This is a genomic window from Streptomyces sp. NPDC002088, assembly GCF_040296605.1.
Lineage (GTDB): Bacteria > Actinomycetota > Actinomycetes > Streptomycetales > Streptomycetaceae > Streptomyces.
The window spans coordinates 223,518-239,924 of the sequence record NZ_JBEOXO010000002.1; the positions used below are offsets into that span (position 1 = coordinate 223,518).

15 protein-coding genes and 1 tRNA gene are annotated in these 16,407 nt (G+C 67.4%); 8 read left to right on the plus strand and 8 right to left on the minus strand.

Annotated features, from left to right (window positions below; genetic code table 11):
• Positions 1–13 precede the first annotated feature (13 nt).
• Positions 14–352, minus strand: a complete 339-nt coding sequence (wblA, locus tag ABT114_RS04735; protein ID WP_351138597.1) for a transcriptional regulator WblA — start codon at positions 350–352, stop codon at positions 14–16.
• A 407-nt stretch (positions 353–759) separates the two neighbouring features.
• Here wblA and ABT114_RS04740 point away from each other — a divergent pair, with 407 nt between their 5' ends.
• Positions 760–3,012 carry a transglycosylase domain-containing protein gene (locus ABT114_RS04740; RefSeq protein WP_351138599.1) on the plus strand — a complete coding sequence of 751 codons (2,253 nt, stop codon included), beginning with the start codon at positions 760–762 and terminating at the stop codon, positions 3,010–3,012.
• A 108-nt stretch (positions 3,013–3,120) separates the two neighbouring features.
• On the opposite strand, the gene ABT114_RS04745 is transcribed toward ABT114_RS04740, so the two are convergent.
• Positions 3,121–3,585 carry a GatB/YqeY domain-containing protein gene (locus ABT114_RS04745; RefSeq protein ID WP_351138601.1) on the minus strand — a complete coding sequence of 155 codons (465 nt, stop codon included), beginning with the start codon at positions 3,583–3,585 and terminating at the stop codon, positions 3,121–3,123.
• 108 nt (positions 3,586–3,693) lie between these two features.
• Between ABT114_RS04745 and ABT114_RS04750 the strand changes: the two genes are divergently transcribed.
• The 3 genes from ABT114_RS04750 to ABT114_RS04760 all read left to right on the plus strand — a co-directional run bounded on the left by ABT114_RS04750 (position 3,694) and on the right by ABT114_RS04760 (position 5,705).
• Positions 3,694–4,620 (plus strand): metallophosphoesterase, encoded by a 927-nt coding sequence (locus ABT114_RS04750; protein ID WP_351138603.1) that lies wholly within the window; start codon positions 3,694–3,696, stop codon positions 4,618–4,620.
• Positions 4,621–4,812: 192 nt separating this feature from the next.
• On the plus strand, positions 4,813–5,598 hold the full coding sequence (locus ABT114_RS04755; RefSeq protein WP_351138605.1) for a Pr6Pr family membrane protein: 786 nt from the start codon (positions 4,813–4,815) through the stop codon (positions 5,596–5,598).
• A gap of 33 nt (positions 5,599–5,631) precedes the next feature.
• A tRNA-Pro gene (locus tag ABT114_RS04760) sits at positions 5,632–5,705 on the plus strand.
• A 97-nt stretch (positions 5,706–5,802) separates the two neighbouring features.
• Here the strand turns inward: ABT114_RS04760 and ABT114_RS04765 are convergent.
• Positions 5,803–6,810: a site-specific integrase gene (locus ABT114_RS04765; RefSeq protein WP_351138607.1), complete on the minus strand. Its 1,008-nt coding sequence runs from the start codon at positions 6,808–6,810 to the stop codon at positions 5,803–5,805.
• 168 nt (positions 6,811–6,978) lie between these two features.
• On the opposite strand from ABT114_RS04765, the gene ABT114_RS04770 reads away from it, so the two are divergent.
• Positions 6,979–7,410 carry a DUF6281 family protein gene (locus ABT114_RS04770; RefSeq protein WP_351138609.1) on the plus strand — a complete coding sequence of 144 codons (432 nt, stop codon included), beginning with the start codon at positions 6,979–6,981 and terminating at the stop codon, positions 7,408–7,410.
• Positions 7,411–7,603: 193 nt separating this feature from the next.
• Here the strand turns inward: ABT114_RS04770 and ABT114_RS04775 are convergent, their stop codons facing one another.
• The 3 genes from ABT114_RS04775 to ABT114_RS04785 all read right to left on the minus strand — a co-directional run bounded on the left by ABT114_RS04775 (position 7,604) and on the right by ABT114_RS04785 (position 9,856).
• Complete coding sequence (locus ABT114_RS04775; RefSeq protein ID WP_351138611.1) at positions 7,604–7,852, minus strand: hypothetical protein; 249 nt, start codon at positions 7,850–7,852, stop codon at positions 7,604–7,606.
• Between the two features lie 844 nt (positions 7,853–8,696).
• Positions 8,697–8,936, minus strand: coding sequence for a hypothetical protein (locus tag ABT114_RS04780; protein ID WP_351138613.1), 240 nt, complete (start codon positions 8,934–8,936; stop codon positions 8,697–8,699).
• Positions 8,937–9,331: 395 nt separating this feature from the next.
• Positions 9,332–9,856: an SMI1/KNR4 family protein gene (locus ABT114_RS04785; RefSeq protein WP_351138615.1), complete on the minus strand. Its 525-nt coding sequence runs from the start codon at positions 9,854–9,856 to the stop codon at positions 9,332–9,334.
• 1,210 nt (positions 9,857–11,066) lie between these two features.
• Between ABT114_RS04785 and ABT114_RS04790 the strand changes: the two genes are divergently transcribed.
• Both ABT114_RS04790 and ABT114_RS04795 read left to right on the plus strand, forming a co-directional pair.
• Positions 11,067–11,684: a GNAT family N-acetyltransferase gene (locus ABT114_RS04790; protein ID WP_351138617.1), complete on the plus strand. Its 618-nt coding sequence runs from the start codon at positions 11,067–11,069 to the stop codon at positions 11,682–11,684.
• Between the two features lie 40 nt (positions 11,685–11,724).
• Positions 11,725–12,596 (plus strand): IS5 family transposase gene (locus ABT114_RS04795; RefSeq protein WP_502987824.1). Its coding sequence is split into 2 segments (ribosomal slippage): positions 11,725–12,051 and positions 12,054–12,596, totalling 870 coding nucleotides; the frame shifts between segments, so codons are not numbered across the junction.
• A 310-nt stretch (positions 12,597–12,906) separates the two neighbouring features.
• Here the strand turns inward: ABT114_RS04795 and ABT114_RS04800 are convergent.
• Together ABT114_RS04800 and ABT114_RS04805 are read right to left on the minus strand one after the other, a co-directional pair.
• Entirely contained in the window at positions 12,907–13,254 is a 348-nt protein-coding gene (locus tag ABT114_RS04800) for a DUF1036 domain-containing protein (RefSeq protein ID WP_351138619.1), read from the minus strand.
• A 502-nt stretch (positions 13,255–13,756) separates the two neighbouring features.
• Positions 13,757–14,479, minus strand: coding sequence for a dienelactone hydrolase family protein (locus tag ABT114_RS04805; RefSeq protein WP_351138621.1), 723 nt, complete (start codon positions 14,477–14,479; stop codon positions 13,757–13,759).
• Positions 14,480–15,084: 605 nt separating this feature from the next.
• On the opposite strand from ABT114_RS04805, the gene ABT114_RS04810 reads away from it, so the two are divergent.
• A complete protein-coding gene (locus ABT114_RS04810) occupies positions 15,085–16,380 on the plus strand; it encodes a serine/threonine-protein kinase (RefSeq protein ID WP_351138623.1) in 1,296 nt (431 codons plus the stop codon).
• Positions 16,381–16,407: the final 27 nt, after the last annotated feature.

Genomic DNA, 16,407 nt, shown 5'->3' on the forward strand with positions numbered 1-16,407 from the left:
CTGAGGGGTCCCCTCAGCTCACCGCCGCGTAGTTCTCGTACACCGCGTCGTCGTCGAGCGGCACGATGCCCGTACCGCGCTCGTACTCCGTACGAGCCGTCTCAAGAAGCCGGCGCCAAGAGGTGACGGTGGGTCGCCTGCGCAGCAGTGCGCGGCGCTCCCGCTCCGTCATGCCTCCCCACACGCCGAACTCGACGCGGTTGTCGAGCGCGTCGGCCAGGCACTCGGTGCGTACCGGGCATCCGGTGCACACTGCCTTGGCCCTGTTCTGTGCTGCTCCCTGAACGAACAGTTCATCCGGATCGGTAGTGCGGCAGGCGGCCTGCGCACTCCAGTCGGTTACCCAGCCCATACCGGCGCCGTCCTCTCCCGAATCGAGGCTCCCCCACGGCGGCAGCGGCATATTCACCGCCGCCAGTTGAGGACGTTACGGAAGGTGGGGACAGCGCAACACCCCCTTCGGGCCCAATCTTGAATGGCCCGAACGGACTATGGGTAAGCGGCAGATCACCCGGGGGAGTGAGCTGGCGACATCCGTGATTTTCCCGGCAAACCAGGACAGTTCCGTCGAGTCACAACGGGCGCCAGGTGACACAGAAGGCGGATTCGGACACGCCCCCACCAAAAAGTTGGGGAACCTCCGGAACGATTCGGGGTCGCCGGACGTATTGATACGTAGCCCTACTGCTGTGACAGTTGAGAGCAGCTTAGGCCAAGGCATATACGCGTGTCCGGCGAATGAGAACGTAGGCTGCCCTCATGCCAAAGAAGCGCTCGGGCGGTGGCCTGTCGGCAACGCAGCAGGCCGCCAAGTTCCTCGGTGTCAGTGTGCTCGCGGGAGCCGTCCTGGCCGGTATCGCAGTGCCCGCCTTCGGTGTGCTGGGCCTGGCCGCCAAGGGATCGGTGGAGAGCTTCGACGAGCTCCCCGCCAATCTGAAGACGCCGCCGCTGAGCCAGCGCACCACGATCCTCGACGCCGACGGCGGCCAGATCGCCACGGTCTACTCCCGCGACCGCACGGTGGTCGAGCTCAAGAGCATCTCGCCGTACATGCAGAAGGCGATCGTCGCGATCGAGGACTCGCGCTTCTACCAGCACGGCGCCGTCGACCTGAAGGGCGTCCTGCGCGCCCTGAACAAGAACGTGCAGAGCAGCGGCGTCTCCCAGGGCGCCTCCACGCTCACGCAGCAGTACGTGAAGAACGTCTTCGTCGAGGAGGCCGGCGACGACCCGACGAAGGTCGCGCAGGCCACCCAGCAGACCCTCGGCCGCAAGATCAAGGAGCTGAAGTACGCGATCCAGGTGGAGGAGGAGCTCGGCAAGAAGAAGATCCTCGAGAACTACCTGAACATCACGTTCTTCGGTGAGCAGGCCTACGGCATCGAGGCCGCCGCCCAGCGCTACTTCTCCAAGCACGCCAAGGACCTGACCCTCCCGGAGTCGGCGATGCTCGCGGGCATCGTGCAGTCCCCGAGCCGCTACGACCCGGTGAACGACGAGGCGGAGTCCACCAAGCGTCGCAACGTCGTGCTCCAGCGCATGGCCGAGGTCGGTGACATCTCCCAGGCCGAGGCCGACAAGGCCAAGGAAGCGCCGCTGGATCTGAAGGTCAGTCAGCCCAAGAACGGCTGCATCACAGCCGTGCGTGGCGCCAGCTTCTTCTGCAAGTACGTCGAGAACGTCTTCCTCAACGACCCGGTCTTCGGCAAGACCCAGGAAGCACGGGCGAAGCTCTGGAACCAGGGCGGTCTGACCATCCGCACCACGCTCCAGCCGCAGGCCCAGGACTCGGTCCAGGCCTCGCTCAAGGAGCACGTCAACAAGTCGGACAAGGTCGCCGCGGCGTCCACCCTGGTGGAGCCCGGCACCGGCAAGATCGTCGCGATGGGCCAGTCGAAGCCGTACGGCTACGGCAAGAACGAGACCGAGTACAACTTCTCGGTCAACGCCTCGATGGGCGGCTCGAACTACGGCTTCCCGACCGGTTCGACGTTCAAGCCGTTCGTGGCCGCGGCCGCGCTGGAGGGCGGCAAGCCCGTGACGCAGGAGTACTCGTCGCCGTACGACATGGCCTACCCGAGCCCGGTCCAGACGTGCAGCAGCAATCCGTGGACCAACCGGACCGGCGAGAAGGTCGAGAACGAGAGCGAGTCGGAGTCCGGCCCGTACCAGCTGAAGGAGGCGATGGAGAAGTCGGTCAACACCTACTTCGTCCAGATGATCTCCGACATCGGCCTCTGCCCCGTGGTGAAGATGACCGACGCGCTGCACGTGACGCAGGGCAACGGCACCAAGCTCCCCGAGAGCCCCTCCATCGCCCTCGGCGCGGTGGGCCTGTCCCCGCTGACGATGGCGAGCGCGTACGCCGCCTTCGCCTCCCGGGGCATGTACTGCACGCCGGTCGCCATCGAGTCGATCACCCAGAAGGTCGGCAACGAGCAGAAGTCGCTCGAGGTGCCGAAGTCGACGTGCTCGCGCGCGATGAGCGAGAAGACGGCCGACACGGTGAACACGCTGCTGCGTGGCGTGGTCGACTCCGGTACGGGCCAGCAGGCCGGCCTCACCGACCGCGAGAGCGCCGGTAAGACGGGTACGACGGACGAGCGCAAGAACGCCTGGTTCGTCGGCTACACGCCGAACCTGTCGGGCGCCGTCTGGGTCGGCAGCGCCTCCCAGAAGGTCAAGATGAAGAACATCACGATCGGCGGCGTCTACCGCCCGCTCGTCTACGGCGGCGAGGTCCCGGGCCCGATCTGGAAGGACGCCATGACCGGCGCCCTCGCGGGCAAGACCGCCGAGACCTTCAACCTCGTCGACATCCCGGACGCCGACAAGGACAAGGGCGACGGGAACGACAACGGCAACACCATCGGCGGTCTCATCGCCGGCCTGACGAACGGCGGCACGGACGGCGGCACCGTCCCCACACCCACGATCTCGCTCCCGGACGGGTTCATCCAGGGACAGAGCAACGGCGGGAGCAACGGGAACGGGACCGGGGGGCGGGGCTGAGACCCCAGAACAACAGCAGCGGCCCCTTCCTTTCCGTCGTACGGGAAGGAAGGGGCCGTTCGTCTCTGCGACGGCCGGAGTCGGTTCGCTCAGCCGGAGTCGGTTTGCTCAGCCGGCCAGGAGCTTCTTGACCACGGCGGCGACTCGGCCGCCCTCGGCCAGGCCGGCCACCTTCGGGTTCACGATCTTCATGACGGCGCCCATGGCCCGCGGCCCCTCGGCGCCCGCGGCCTTGGCCTCCTGGACGGCCTGGGCGACGATCTGGTTCAGCTCCTCGTCGGACAGCTGCTTGGGCAGGTACGTGGCGAGCAGCTCGCCCTCCGCCTTCTCCCGCTCGGCGGACTCGGCGCGACCACCCTGCTCGAAGGCGTCCGCGGCCTCGCGGCGCTTCTTCGCCTCCTTGGTGATCACCTTCAGCACCTCGTCGTCGGAGAGCTCGCGCTTCTCCTTGCCCGCGACCTCCTCCTTGGTGATCGCGGTGAGCGTCAGCCGGAGAGTCGAGGAGCGGAGCTCATCGCGCTCCCTGATCGCGGCGTTGAGGTCTTCCTGCAACTTCGACTTGAGCGTGGTCATGGGTCCGATTGTCGCAGGTGTGCAAGCCGGAACGCCCGCTGATTTAAAGGGGCGTCCGTGAACGGCGGCCGGGTACGGCGTGGCGACGCGGTCTGACACGATAGTCGTATGCGCGCGCGATACGGAGTACCCCTGGGCATCACGGCGGTCGCGACCGCCGGACTCGTCTACTCTGCGGGCTTCGAGGCCCGCTCCTTCCGCCTCCGACGGGTGACCGTCCCCGTCCTCCCCACCGGTATGCGCCCGCTGCGCGTGCTCCAGGTCTCCGACATCCACATGGTGGGCGGGCAGCGCAAGAAGCAGCGCTGGCTGCGCTCGCTGGCGGGTCTGCGCCCGGACTTCGTGATCAACACGGGCGACAACCTCTCCGACCCGGAGGGCGTCCCGGAGGTCCTGGACGCACTGGGTCCGCTGATGGAGTTCCCGGGCGCGTATGTCTTCGGCTCCAACGACTACTACGGCCCCAAGCTGCGCAACCCCGCCCGCTACCTGCTGGAGAAGACCAGCGGCCGCCACGGCCTGAACGGCAACGCGCCCGCCGTAGGGGCGATCCACAACCCGTGGGAGGACCTGCGCGACGGATTCGACGGGGCGGGCTGGCTCAACCTGACGAACACGCGCGGCACCCTGAAGGTCGAGGGCGTCACGATCGAGCTGACGGGACTGGACGACCCGCACATCAAGCGGGACCGCTACCCGCAGGTGGCCGGCGGCCCGTCGGCCTCCGCCGACTTCTCGATGGGCGTGGTGCACGCCCCGTACCTGCGGGTGCTCGACTCCTACACGGCGGACAGCTACCCCCTGATCCTGGCCGGTCACACCCACGGCGGCCAGCTGTGCATCCCCTTCTACGGCGCACTCGTCACCAACTGCGACCTGGACACGGACCGGGTGAAGGGCCTGTCCACGCACACGGCGGAGGGCCGTACGGCCTACCTGCACGTCTCGGCGGGCTGCGGCACCAACCGCTACACGCCGGTACGGTTCGCGTGCCCGCCGGAGGCGACGCTGCTGACGCTGGTGGGCCGGGAGTAGGCGCGCGCGTCGGCAGGCACGGCAGCAGCCGTGGGTGGGGGGCGGCTGGGGAATCCGCGGGTGGCCGGCTGACTGGCCAGAGACATCCATGGGTCGGGGCATCCATGGGTCGGGGCATCCATCAGTCGGGGGCCGTAACCCACATGCCACACCCACATCGCCCCATATGCCGGTCTTACCTAGCGTGAGGGCATGACCGCCCCGATACCCAGGGACATCCCGGACCTCCCCGCGGTCCCGGGCATGGCCCCGCCGCTGACCTCCTACGTCCCCGCCACGGCGGTGGTGAACCCCGTGCGCCGCCCCCTGGCCGCCGCCTACCGCCTGCTGATCGCCGCGACGGCGGCCGCGGGCGTGACGATCGACCTGCTCATCGGCAGCCCGGTCCGGGTCCTGAGCCACTTCGCGATCCAGAGCAACATCCTGCTGGCCCTGGTCCTGATCCTCTCGGCCCGCAGGGCCGCGACCGCCCGGCGCCCCCTCCCCTCCGGCCTGACCGGCGCCACCCTCCTCTACGTCACCATCACGGCCCTGGTCCACCACCTGCTCCTGACCGGCACGGCGACCCCGTTCTCCCTGACGAGCACGCCCGACGCCCACAGGCTCTGGCAGGCGCTGGCCGGCCACATCCTGTACACGGTCACTCCCGCCGCGGCCCTCCTGGACTGGCTGCTCCTGACCGCTCCCGGCCGTCTGCGCCTGCGTCAGGCCAGCGCCTGGCTCCTCTACCCCCTGGCCTACCTGGCCTTCTCCCTGGCCCGCGGCGAACTGATCCTCCCCGGCACCCCGGGCCGCTACCTCTACCCGTTCCTCGACGTGGACCACCACGGCTACAAGGGCGCCCTCGCCAACGCCCTCCTCCTGGGCCTCTCCTTCTACGCCCTGGCCATCCTCCTCATAGCCCTCGACCACGTCCGCCCCGACGCGATGCGCCACCGCGGCAAAACCGGATTTCGTCTCCGGCCACCAGTGGGCTAAAGTAAACGACGTCGCCGCGACAAGCAGCGACATCGGGGTGTAGCGCAGCTTGGCAGCGCGCTTCGTTCGGGACGAAGAGGTCGTGGGTTCAAATCCCGCCACCCCGACAGCCGAAACACCAGGTGAGGCACCTAGGAATGTTCCTAGGTGCCTCACCTGTTTTTGGCTGCGTGTCTATCTGCGTGACTATCGCTTTCCGCGTGTCTACGGCCGCCGTTCCTGGGCTCCAAAGATCCCGTCCATGACCACGGCGCCGGTCTGGATCACGGGCCGGATCTGCTTCCGGTAGACCTCCTCCGTCACAGCCGTCCCTGAGTGCCCGACGAGCCGGGAGATCTCCTCCAGTGGGACGCCCCGGTCCGACAGCAGTGAGACGAAGCTGTGCCGGAGCTCCCGCGGTGTCCACTCGCCGGCATCGATCCCGTCGACGTCCTTGAGCGCTTGGCGGAAGGCACGGCGGACGTTGGCTGCGTCGAGCGGCCTGCCGACGGCCGAGGAGAAGACGAGCCCGTGTTCCTCCCACTCGTCGTCAGCGGCGAGCCGGTCCCAGCCCTGATCTTCGAACTGCTGCCAGAGGGCATCCACACAGCGCGTCGGCAGGGCTAGCGTGCGCCGGGACTTTCTGGTCTTGGTGTCTGCGCTCCGCCGGACGGACCGCCACACGGCGATGTGCGCGGGCTGCGGCGGGTCCATCTCGGGTCGGCCCTTCAGGAAGACGTGGTCCCAGGTGAGGGCGCGCAGTTCTTCCGTGCGGGCCCCGGTCAGCAGCGCGACGACGATGTACGCGTGCATCGAGGTCCCTTCGGCCCCCTTGAGCACCGCGTCGGCCTGGGCGAACGTCAGCGCCTTGGACGGGCGCCCCGCCTGGCCCTGGGGCACGGAGCACAGCTCGACGACGTTGCGCTTCACCTTGTCCCGCGCCATGGCCCGCTTGACCGCGCGGTTCAGGCAGGAGTGGAGGGACTGGAGGGTGCGTGTGCTGAGCATCTTTGCCTTGGTGGCGAGCCAGCGGTCCACGTCCTCCGCGCTGAGATCGCGGAGCTTGCGAGCGCCGAGCGAGGGGATGACGTGCTTTTCGCTCAGGAGCGTGACGGTATCGACGGTGCTGGGGTCGAGGCCGGCCAGGCCGTAGGCGAGCCAGTCCCTCACCGCGTCCTTGACGGTGTAGTTGGTGGGCGCGATGGCGAGGCCGTCCTCATGGTCCCGCAGCACCTCTTTGAGCTTGTTCTTCGCCTCCGTCTTGGTGCGGAATGAACCCGTCCACCCTGAGCTCCGTCATGTTCATGAATTGATCGGGAGACGCGCCGGGGGTCCGAACTCCCCACGGGTTACGCGGCACCCGGTGAGACGGAGCGCGCACGCTCCAGAAGGAGCCCACTGATGCGAATCAGGATTTCACGCCGCCGCGACGCCGACGTGTCGACACGATCGCGGTGGCTGCCGTTGCACTCGGGCATGATCATGGTCGGGGTCGCGCTGACGACCGCCTGTTCAGCGCAGGGCGGTGGCGGGGAGGCCGGAGGGTCATCATGTGTGATCGCTGCCACGTACGGGGGCCGCACCTATACGCAGGTGGCCAACGTCGACTTCACCGCAGGCAAAGCACTCGGCCCCGCCGAGTTCCCGCCCTGCGATGACACAGGCCACAACGGCGATGTCGCAGGGCCCGAACCGACCACGGCCTATGCCGTCGACGGCTTGAATCCACGTATCGCCATCGCGGTGCGGTACCCCTCGGACGAGGTCATGCTCCTCGCCGTCCAACCCAGTGGCAGCCTGCCTCCGGAGGTCAAGGCCCTGACACGAGGCTAGCGGCCATGAGGCGATCACTGCAGAACGTGGGCTGCGGTCAAGACAGTGCCTCCGGCGGGGGATCGGCCGGCACCGGGGTGGAGAGGGCGCCGCTTCCGACTGCGGGCCCGTAGTGGCGTGCGCGGGGTGCTCCCCCCTTCTCGTTGTCAGGGGGCGCAGTGCTGTGCCTACAGGGAATCGACTCGGCGATCTTCTAACTGTTGTCGATCGCGTGGGCCAAGGCCCAGACGAATCCGTACAGGGCCAGGCTCAGGTAGCCGGTGGCGCAAAAGGCCAGTACACAGCCCTTTTTGAAGCTGCGTTCCTCGGCCTTCCTGATAAGCCAGGCGTTGTAGGCAAACGCGACGATCCCGAAGAGCAGGAACCCGCCGAGGAGCCACACGTCGGAGAAGGTGACGTCGTCAGGTCCTATGACTTCCCTCGCGTAAGAGCTGCGTGTCATGCCCTCTCCCGGTCAACTGTCACCCGCATCGTGCGACAGGTTGAGCACCAGTGCTGTCAAGCCACCCACTGACGACTGACACCAACGGCTGACACCAACAGCGATGAACGGAACCGAACCATGGCGGCCCCCAGCGACCACAGCATTGCCGTTCATCTAGGCGTTGTCTGATGGACCGAGGCTCCGTGATCGACCTGATAAGGATGAGGCCACAGGTTCAAATCCTGTGCCCAGCGCGGGGCCCGACTCGCCAGAAGCTTACGGGGCCATGATCACTCGCCCCATGGCAGCTCCAGCCCAAAGTCTCGCAGCCAACCTCTCGCCGTCGTCGACTACAGGTCGGTGTGGTGGGTTACGGGGTTGGCATCCCAAAGAGGAGGACAGCCACCAGTATGTACACCGGAATGGCTAGGGCCACAGCCAACCCGGCAAGGCAGCCCCAGACGGTCAATCGAGTACTGGTTCGCTCGTAATCATCGTTCCTCGGCACGCCCGCATCTAACAGTGCGATACACCCGACTCTCTACCCCTCAGAGGTGGGTAGCGGGCTGTGGGGAGTGCGGGTGACTACCCCCGACCCCGTGACCAGGTATGGAGACCGCAGTGACTTACCCGCCCGTAGTTCGCATCGAGGGAGTCAAGGCGCCGCCCCGGGCCGTGCCACTCTCGTGCCAGAACGGACAGGGACTCACGGGGAACCGAGGGGCATAGGGGTGAGTTCCGCCGGGGTCTGCCCAAGCTAGGGAATCCGCAGGTCACGCATGTGATCGCCCAACCTCGCTCCTAAAGCGGGCGTCGCAGTTCGCAGTCTCCTCCGGTCGAGATCATCGCCGCACGGCGTCGCTCATCCTTTCCTCGGGCGAATCAAGGGCACAGACGCCAGTCGCGCCGCAAAGGAGACCAGCCTTGGTATGAGGAACCACGCCGGCAGATTCTCCGTCGGCATTCCGACGGAGAGGGCCGCTACAGACAGCATCAGTTGCACCGCTGCCACGAAGCAGCCGAACGCCCGGTTCGGAGGCAGCCAGGGCAGCGCCGCCCAGGCGACGGGCAGCAGTAGCCAGAGAACGAGCGCGATCACCATCAGTACCTTCTGTCTACTGATTCACCGGCTTGGCAGCCCCAGCGGATTTGAGGCCCACCCGCGGACCATCGCAGTCGCTGCCGACGACCGAACGCGTTAGACCATATGCGCCTCGGTGCTGCCGGATGCCGGCCAGACCCACCCTCCCCCGCAGCCGCCGCCCCCGACCACAGCGTCTCCGACTTGTTTCGCGACCCTTCAGAGGATCGGCTAGGCCTATGGATCAGAAGGCCCTTTGACATCTACGACTGACATCAACGACGCCGGACGGGGGCGTACGCCAGCGACTCTGTCCGGCCGTCGCACCAGTCGACGGCAGCAGCCGGGCCGTGCTCGGATCGAACTCCTAAAGCGGGTGTCAGCCACATGCCGAGCTGGGCGATGCGAGCGCTGCATCAGGCATAGGAGTGGTAGCGGGCATCAGGAGTGGGCCAAGCGCGGGCCATAAAAGGCGGCCGGTCGATGCGATCGAAGCAGCGCACGAGGAAGTCGCAAAAGGTGCCCGCAGTTTCGAACCAACTGTTGCACTCGCTGCTGACGACGATGCGCCACTCATCAGGGTCCGGCTCGATCGCGAGGAAGTAGTACTCGCTGCCATGCTCGTCAGAACCCCAGGAGATGAGGCCGCCAGGATCGGGGTGGAAGGGATACGGATACAGGTCCGGGGCACTGAGTCGCGCCCGGCGCCAGTCCTCCAGCGACCACAACCGGTCCAATTCGGTGGCGTCGGCTTCCAGAGGCCGGCTCAGCGACAGGTAACCGTCGATGCTCCCCGGCCCGTACAGATCCAGGAACGCCTTGTAATCCGAAGGCAGCCCGACACCGAGATACTGCTCGGACGCCGTCCACAGACGCGGCCTGGCCCAGCCCCAGGTCACCGGTTCGCCCAGCAGCGTCCTGAGACGGTCGAGCGACGACATAGTTCCCCATCCTCCCAGCGGCATCAACCGACGCCACATCGTGCACCATGAGGGATGGCACTGAGCGCGTGCGGGCAGCGTGGTGGAGGCTGGTGGGGGTGCAGCGAGGCACACGCGTGCGTGGTCGGTCGGCGCACCCGCCGTCGTGGCTGGCTGTCGTCGGATGAGGTTCGTGCCACAACCGTGCCAGATGCAGGGGTCAGTCACGGTCAACACCGGTTCCCTGCGGTCGAGGAGCGGCCGCTTCCTCGGCCGACGAAGCCGCAACTCAAGCGTGAGATCACCCAGCCTCTCTCCTAAGGTGGGGCTTTAGAACGGCGAGCTCGGAAAGCAGTATCTGCTCGTCTCACGGGGACTCAACGGTGGGGGGACGAGAGGAAAGTCCTGCCGTATTGCGCTGATACCCTCGCCCAGCTATGCCGAGATCGTGGCGAATGGCGGAATGGAATCCGTCACGCGATATCCGGTATCTCTTATACGCCTTTCCCCACTCCGCTGCGTCCACCTCAATCAATCCGCGTGCGTAGTCGCTCAGTTGCCACAAGGCCGAGCGAAACGCATGTGCAGCCCTACCAACTTGCTCATCTCCGATCATTTGTACCGTTTCGTATGCGAGTGCCAGGCGTCTATCAGATTCGGCGATCTCTTTCATCCCGTCTTCAGTAGAAACGGGAGGGGGTCCTTCGAGGAGATTCCTTGTGGTCGCAAGCGAACGCGCAGCACCAACCTGAACATGTGCTACATGGATTAGCTCTCGGTACGCCTCGAATCGGCGCTGGCTCCACTCGCGTTGCACATCCCGCTTCCATCGGAATCGCTCAGATAGCGCACTGCCGGCGAAGGAGACAACCCCGCCGATCACGACGCCTATCAGAGCTGGGAGTTGAACAGCCAAGCTCACATGTCCCCCAAATAGACCGGTGACTCTCAGATCGAACTGCGCAATCGCTCCCTTGCATGTGCCGCCAAGTAGTCTGCCCCGCAGCGTGCTTGCCCAGCCCTTCCCTGCGATTCAGGGTGCTACAGCACTCGCCAGGCCGGACGAAGAGGGGCGGCGGGCTCGCAGGACGGCACTCAAGAGACCCTCACCGGTGGTTCCTCTGCACGAGCACCGCACCGGGTGAGTGTCTAGGTCCTGTCTCCCCGATCACGGGGTCCTGTGGCGAATATCAGGAGGACGTTGGGCGGTTCGGCCGGACACAATGCGGCCATGGTTGATCACGTTCGAGATGTTTCACGCCCGGATTTCCTCAGCAAGCCGTCGCTACGAGGGGAACAGGTGCTGCTCCGGCCAGTCACGGTGGATGACGTGCCTGCGCTGATGCCGATGTTCCTGGACACAGAGGCATCACGGCTGACCGGCAGTCATGACGACGGTGTGCCCGATGAGGGGCGAATACGTACCTGGTACGACAGTCGTCGGGAGCAAGATGACCGGCTGGACCTTGCCGTGGTCGAGCTGGCGACGGGGAACGTCATCGGCGAGGCGGTCCTCAACGAGTGGGACCCAGGCAACGAAAGTTGCAGCTTCCGCATCTGCCTGGTGCCCGGCACCTACGGATCTGGCCTGGGGACGGAGGCGACCCGTCTGATCGTCGGATACGGCTTCGAGAAGCTGGGGCTGCACCGCATCTCGCTGGAGGTCTATGCGTTCAATCCGCGAGCCCGCCGCGCTTACGAGAAGGTGGGGTTCGTCGCCGAGGGCGTACTGCGTGACGCGCTGCTCTGGGAGGGCGAGCGGGTGGACGCGACGGTGATGTCGATCCTGGCGCCGGAGTGGCTCCAGCACGGTGGACGTCCGGAAACAACCGGTCACGCGTCGGTCTGACCGTGCCGCTGGCATCAGGTCGCTCGTTGTTCCGCTCATGATGAGCCGGGGTGATCTGACCGACGCTGAGTGGGCCGTGCTGGAGTCACTGCTGCCGGTGAGCAACAACCGATGCGGCCGGTGGCGAGAGCTCCCGGAACGTTTTGGCCCGTGGAAGACCGTCCACAAGCGCCACTTGCGTTGGTCGGCCGATGGCACCTGGGAACGCCTGCTTCACCACCTCCAGGCCGTCGCCGATGCGGTGAGCGACATCGACTGGGACATCAACGTCGACTCCACTTCGATCCGCGCCCATCAGCATGCGGCCGGTGCACCGAGGAAGCCGCCACCGGCCCTGCCGGCTGGGGCAAAGGGGGCTGCGCGAAGATCAGTTCACGTGCGCGCGCACATGCGCCGCAGCCTCCGGGAGGCGGTGGCGCACCTGGCGAGGCCCTGGGCCGCTCGCGCGGTGGGCTGACCACGAAGGTGCACCTGGCCTCGGACGGGCTGTGCCGTCCGCTGGCCTTGCTCGTCACCCCGGGGCAGCGGGCCGACTGCACCCAGTTCATCCCCGTCATGGACAAGATCCGGGTCCCGCGCGTGGGTTCGGGCCGACCACGGCGGTTGCCGGACAGCGTCAGCGCCGACCGCGCCTACAGCAACAGCAAGATCCGCGCCTATCTGCGACGCAGGGGAATCAGCCATGCCATCCCGGAGAAGCGCGACACCATCGCTGCCCGTGAGCGGCGAGGCTCACGCGGCGGGCGGCCACCGGGCTTCGACACCGAACGCTATGCCGCGCGGAACACGGTGGAACGGGCCGTGAACAAGCTCAAGCAGTTCAGAGCCGTCGCAACGCGCTACGACAAAAGAGCGTACGTCTTCCTCGGAACCGTCACCGCCGCAGCCATCCTCATCTGGCTCCGCTCGTGATCGGGGAGACAGGGCCTAACTGCGTGACAACGCCGACAAACAACCGCGGACGACCACGGACGCCTGCGGACCAGGAGTGCAGGTGAGAGGCTCTCCAGACCAAGGCAGCATCCCCTCCCAAGTTGCTTCGGGACGAAGAGGTCGTGGGTTCAAATCCCGCCACCCCGACAGCCGAAACACCAGGTCAGGCCCGATGCTGAGAAATCAGCACCGGGCCTGACCTGTTCTCAGAGGTTCTCTGGAGAAATCCTGGAGAAGCGAGCCTGCCCAGACCGTCCGCCCGGATCGGTCGGTCTGTCGGGTCTGCCGGCTACGGGTTGAAGTTGAACGTGAAGTCCGGGGCGGTCACGGTGAACTCCAGCATGAGGATCGTCCGCGAGCTCGAGTCCGAGACGTTCGAGCACCACTCGAAGACACTGTGCGGGACCGTCTCCTGGTATTTGTCCCGCCACTCGGTGTTGTCGCCCGCGTAGGCGTAGCAGTACCAGATCGGGTTGACGGCTTTTGCGTCACCGCCGTAGACGACGGCGGTCTCCCCGGGGCCGATCTGCCACCAGCCCTCCTTCCGCCAGTTGCTGCTGGCCGAGCAGTTGGGCTGGTACCGCTCGACCATCGTCCAGATTTCGCGCTCGTAGTTGTTCTTGAACCTCAGCGCCACGGCGCGCCTCCTACTCCCCGCTCGGCTGCCTGCGGGCAGCCGGGCTTCCGTCGGGCCGGGTCAGAGCGTTTTGCGGGCTCGAATTGTCCGTCCCGCCGGGGGGAGCGCCGGACCGGCCCGCTGCGATGGCACGGTCCAGTGCCTCTTCGTCCGCATCGGTTTTCGGATCGACCGCCTCGGCAGCCTCCTGCGACATGGGACCTCCTATCTCCGTCGGTCAGGTGCGGAGGAGGGGTTCCCGGGAGGAGGCGCGGCGTACCGCAGCGGGTGGGGAGGTGCCCCCGTACGGGGCCTCGGCACAGGGCCCGATCAGGCTAAACAGCCACCCGGGCCAAAGAGGGGGCCGAACGCAACAGTCCGCCCCGACCGGCCGGTACCGCCGATGGCCGGTACCGCCGCGATCGGGGCGGTCGTGCATCTGCCGGCCACCGCCATCGAGGAGGGCCGGAACCTGTCCTCGATGAGCGGCATCCTGGCGACCCCACCTAGCGTCTGCCCGGCCTCACTTCAGGTGCCGGCCGAAGAACCGACCCCCGTCCTCCACCTCGAACCACGGGGTGCCGACGTGCCCGCCCAGATTGGCGTGCAGCGTCTTCTCCTTGCTGCCGAAGGTGTCGAACAGGTCCAGGGCGCGCTGCCGGGGGTTCCCCTCGTCGTCCCACTGCAGCAGGAACAGCAGCGGAATGGTGACCTGCCGGGCCTCCTCGCGCTGGGCGCGGGGCACGTAACCCCCGGCGAAGAAACCGGCGGCCGCGATCCGCGGCTCGGCCACCGCCAGCCGAATGCCGACGGCGGTCCACCCCGAGTACCCGACCGGGCCGCCGATCTCGGGCAGCGCAAGGAGGGCGTCCAGGGTGGTCCGCCACTCCGGGACCGCCTTTTCGACCAGTGGGCCGATGAAGGACTCGAAGATCTCGTCGACCGGCTCGCCGGCCTGCATCGCCCGGCGGAGGTCGGCGCGGGCCTGTTCGTCGGCGGCGGAACGGGGCCGGTCGCCGCACCCGGGGGCGTCGATGGCGGCCACCGCGTAGCCGTACGCCGCGGAGTGCCGGGCCCGGGCCACCAGCCGGGATTCCCCCTTGGGCAGGCCGTTGTTGTGGGCCATCAGGATCAGCGGGACCGGTACGGCGGATTCAGGCGTCCACAGGGTGCCGGGGATCTCGCCGAGGGTGAATTCGCGTTCGAGGACGCCGTCGTCGAGGCGCTGCTCGGAAGTGAATTGCATGGTCGTGCCTTTCGGGAGTGCTCAGAGCGGCGCTCCCGGACGACCTATCGCCCGACCGTGACCCCGGAGGGGAGCACCCATGTCGATACTGCGTTCACGGGTACCACCTCCTCGTTCTCTCGCACGGCCTCCGGAAAAGTAGCAGTGGTCGCCGTGGTCCGCCAACGGGTTTTTGCGGAGGCGCGGACAGACTCCTCATCTCCAGCGTCCCGACCACTTGCCGAGTAGCGGGCGGCCTCACAGTCGCCCCGCTCACGACAGCAGCCCGGGCGCCACTGCCACGTGGGACACCCGGGCTGCCGTACGCGCGCAGGAGCGAGCCGGCACGGGGAGCCGGCCCGCTCCCGCGGTCGGCGCCCGCGTACCTCCCCATGAGAGCGGGCGCCTCGACCCTCATGATCGGGTCACTCTGTCCAGCGCACCACGTCCCTGAAACATCACCGGCGGCGGAAGACGGTCACAGATCCAACGCTCTCGTGACGGGCGGAAGTTGCAGGGCCGGTACGCTGGAGCCGCTGCGGCACCCTCCACCTTGATTCCCGCCCTCGCGGTGAGTCATGGCCTGCGGCGATCGGGACGTTTTCGGGTATGAGGATGAGACACAGGTGCTGATAGCGGGCCGGTACCGGCTGCGGGACGCAATCGGGCAGGGCGCGATGGGGGAGGTCTGGCGGGCCTTCGACGAGACGCTCGGCAGACCGGTAGCCGTGAAACTCCTGCTCCCCCAGAACTCCGACGCCACCGCCGTCTCCCGCTTCCGCCTGGAGGCACAGACCGCCGGCAGTCTCAGCCACCCGCATGTGGTCGGCGTCCTCGACTTCGGCGAGTACCAGGACCGCCTGTTCCTGGTGATGGAACTGGTCGACGGTGACAGCCTCGCCCGGGTGCTCACCGCCTCCGGTCCGCTGCCGGCCGAGCGGGTGGCCCGTATCGCCGCGCAGGCTGCCTCCGGGCTCGCCGCCGCCCACCGGCAGGGCATCGTCCACCGGGACATCAAGCCCGCCAACCTTCTGCTGGACGCCGACGGCACTGTGAAGATCGGCGACTTCGGGATCGCCCGCTTCCTCGACGACCCCGGCGCGGCGCTCACCGCCACCGGACAGATCATCGGCACCAGCCTCTACCTCGCGCCCGAACGGGCCCTGGGCCGCACTGCCGGCCCGGCCTCCGACATCTACTCGCTGGGCTGCGTGCTCTACCAACTCCTCACCGGCCGACCACCGTTCCAGGCGGACACCGCCCTCGCGATCCTCCACCAGCACCTCGACACGCCCCCGGTGCCGCCCCGGCAGCTCAGCGTCGACCTTCCGCCGGCCTTCGAGAGCTATCTGCTCGGCCTCCTGGCCAAGGAACCCGACAACCGGCCCACCGCCCAGGAGGTGACCGGCTGGTTCGGGCGCGGAGCCTGGCACGGGGCGCCGGAGCCCCTGCCGAGCGAGTACCAGGGCCACAGACATCCGGGCGGGCCGACCGTCCCCGGTCCGGCGGCGACGGCCTCTGCCACCTCGATGCCGGGCACGTCCGAGCCCGCCTTCGTCGCGGTGGCGGACACCGAGTGGAAGACGAGCGTGCACCGGACCGCGCCCCGCCGCTCGCGGCTGCCGTTCCTCGGCCGTTCCCGCCTGTCGGCGGTACTGGGTGGCACCGCCCTGTTCACCGTGGCGCTGCTCGTCGGCCTGGCCTGGTTCTCGCCCGGCACCGGCTCGGCGCAGGGGCCGCAGGCTGAGCCGTCCACGAGCGCCGCCACGTCCCCGTCGCCCATGCAGGACAGCACCGTTTCCTCACTCTCGCCGTCACTTTCCCCATCCTCGGCGCAACCCGCCGACCAAGAGAACGAGGCGACCAACGGCGGACCAAGCGCCGGGAAGGCCGACAAACACGAAGGCAAGGACAAGGACTGACCGGAGCTCGGAGCCCTCGCACGTGGT

Bases quoted from the DNA above. Each gene is read 5' to 3' on its own strand.
- wblA (WP_351138597.1), bottom strand. From the start codon at position 352: ATGGGCTGGGTAACCGACTGGAGTGCGCAGGCCGCCTGCCGCACTACC.
- ABT114_RS04740 (WP_351138599.1), top strand. From the start codon at position 760: ATGCCAAAGAAGCGCTCGGGCGGTGGCCTGTCGGCAACGCAGCAGGCC.
- ABT114_RS04745 (WP_351138601.1), bottom strand. From the start codon at position 3,585: ATGACCACGCTCAAGTCGAAGTTGCAGGAAGACCTCAACGCCGCGATC.
- ABT114_RS04750 (WP_351138603.1), top strand. From the start codon at position 3,694: ATGCGCGCGCGATACGGAGTACCCCTGGGCATCACGGCGGTCGCGACC.
- ABT114_RS04755 (WP_351138605.1), top strand. From the start codon at position 4,813: ATGACCGCCCCGATACCCAGGGACATCCCGGACCTCCCCGCGGTCCCG.
- ABT114_RS04770 (WP_351138609.1), top strand. From the start codon at position 6,979: ATGCGAATCAGGATTTCACGCCGCCGCGACGCCGACGTGTCGACACGA.
- ABT114_RS04775 (WP_351138611.1), bottom strand. From the start codon at position 7,852: ATGACACGCAGCTCTTACGCGAGGGAAGTCATAGGACCTGACGACGTC.
- ABT114_RS04780 (WP_351138613.1), bottom strand. From the start codon at position 8,936: ATGGTGATCGCGCTCGTTCTCTGGCTACTGCTGCCCGTCGCCTGGGCG.
- ABT114_RS04785 (WP_351138615.1), bottom strand. From the start codon at position 9,856: ATGTCGTCGCTCGACCGTCTCAGGACGCTGCTGGGCGAACCGGTGACC.
- ABT114_RS04790 (WP_351138617.1), top strand. From the start codon at position 11,067: ATGGTTGATCACGTTCGAGATGTTTCACGCCCGGATTTCCTCAGCAAG.
- ABT114_RS04805 (WP_351138621.1), bottom strand. From the start codon at position 14,479: ATGCAATTCACTTCCGAGCAGCGCCTCGACGACGGCGTCCTCGAACGC.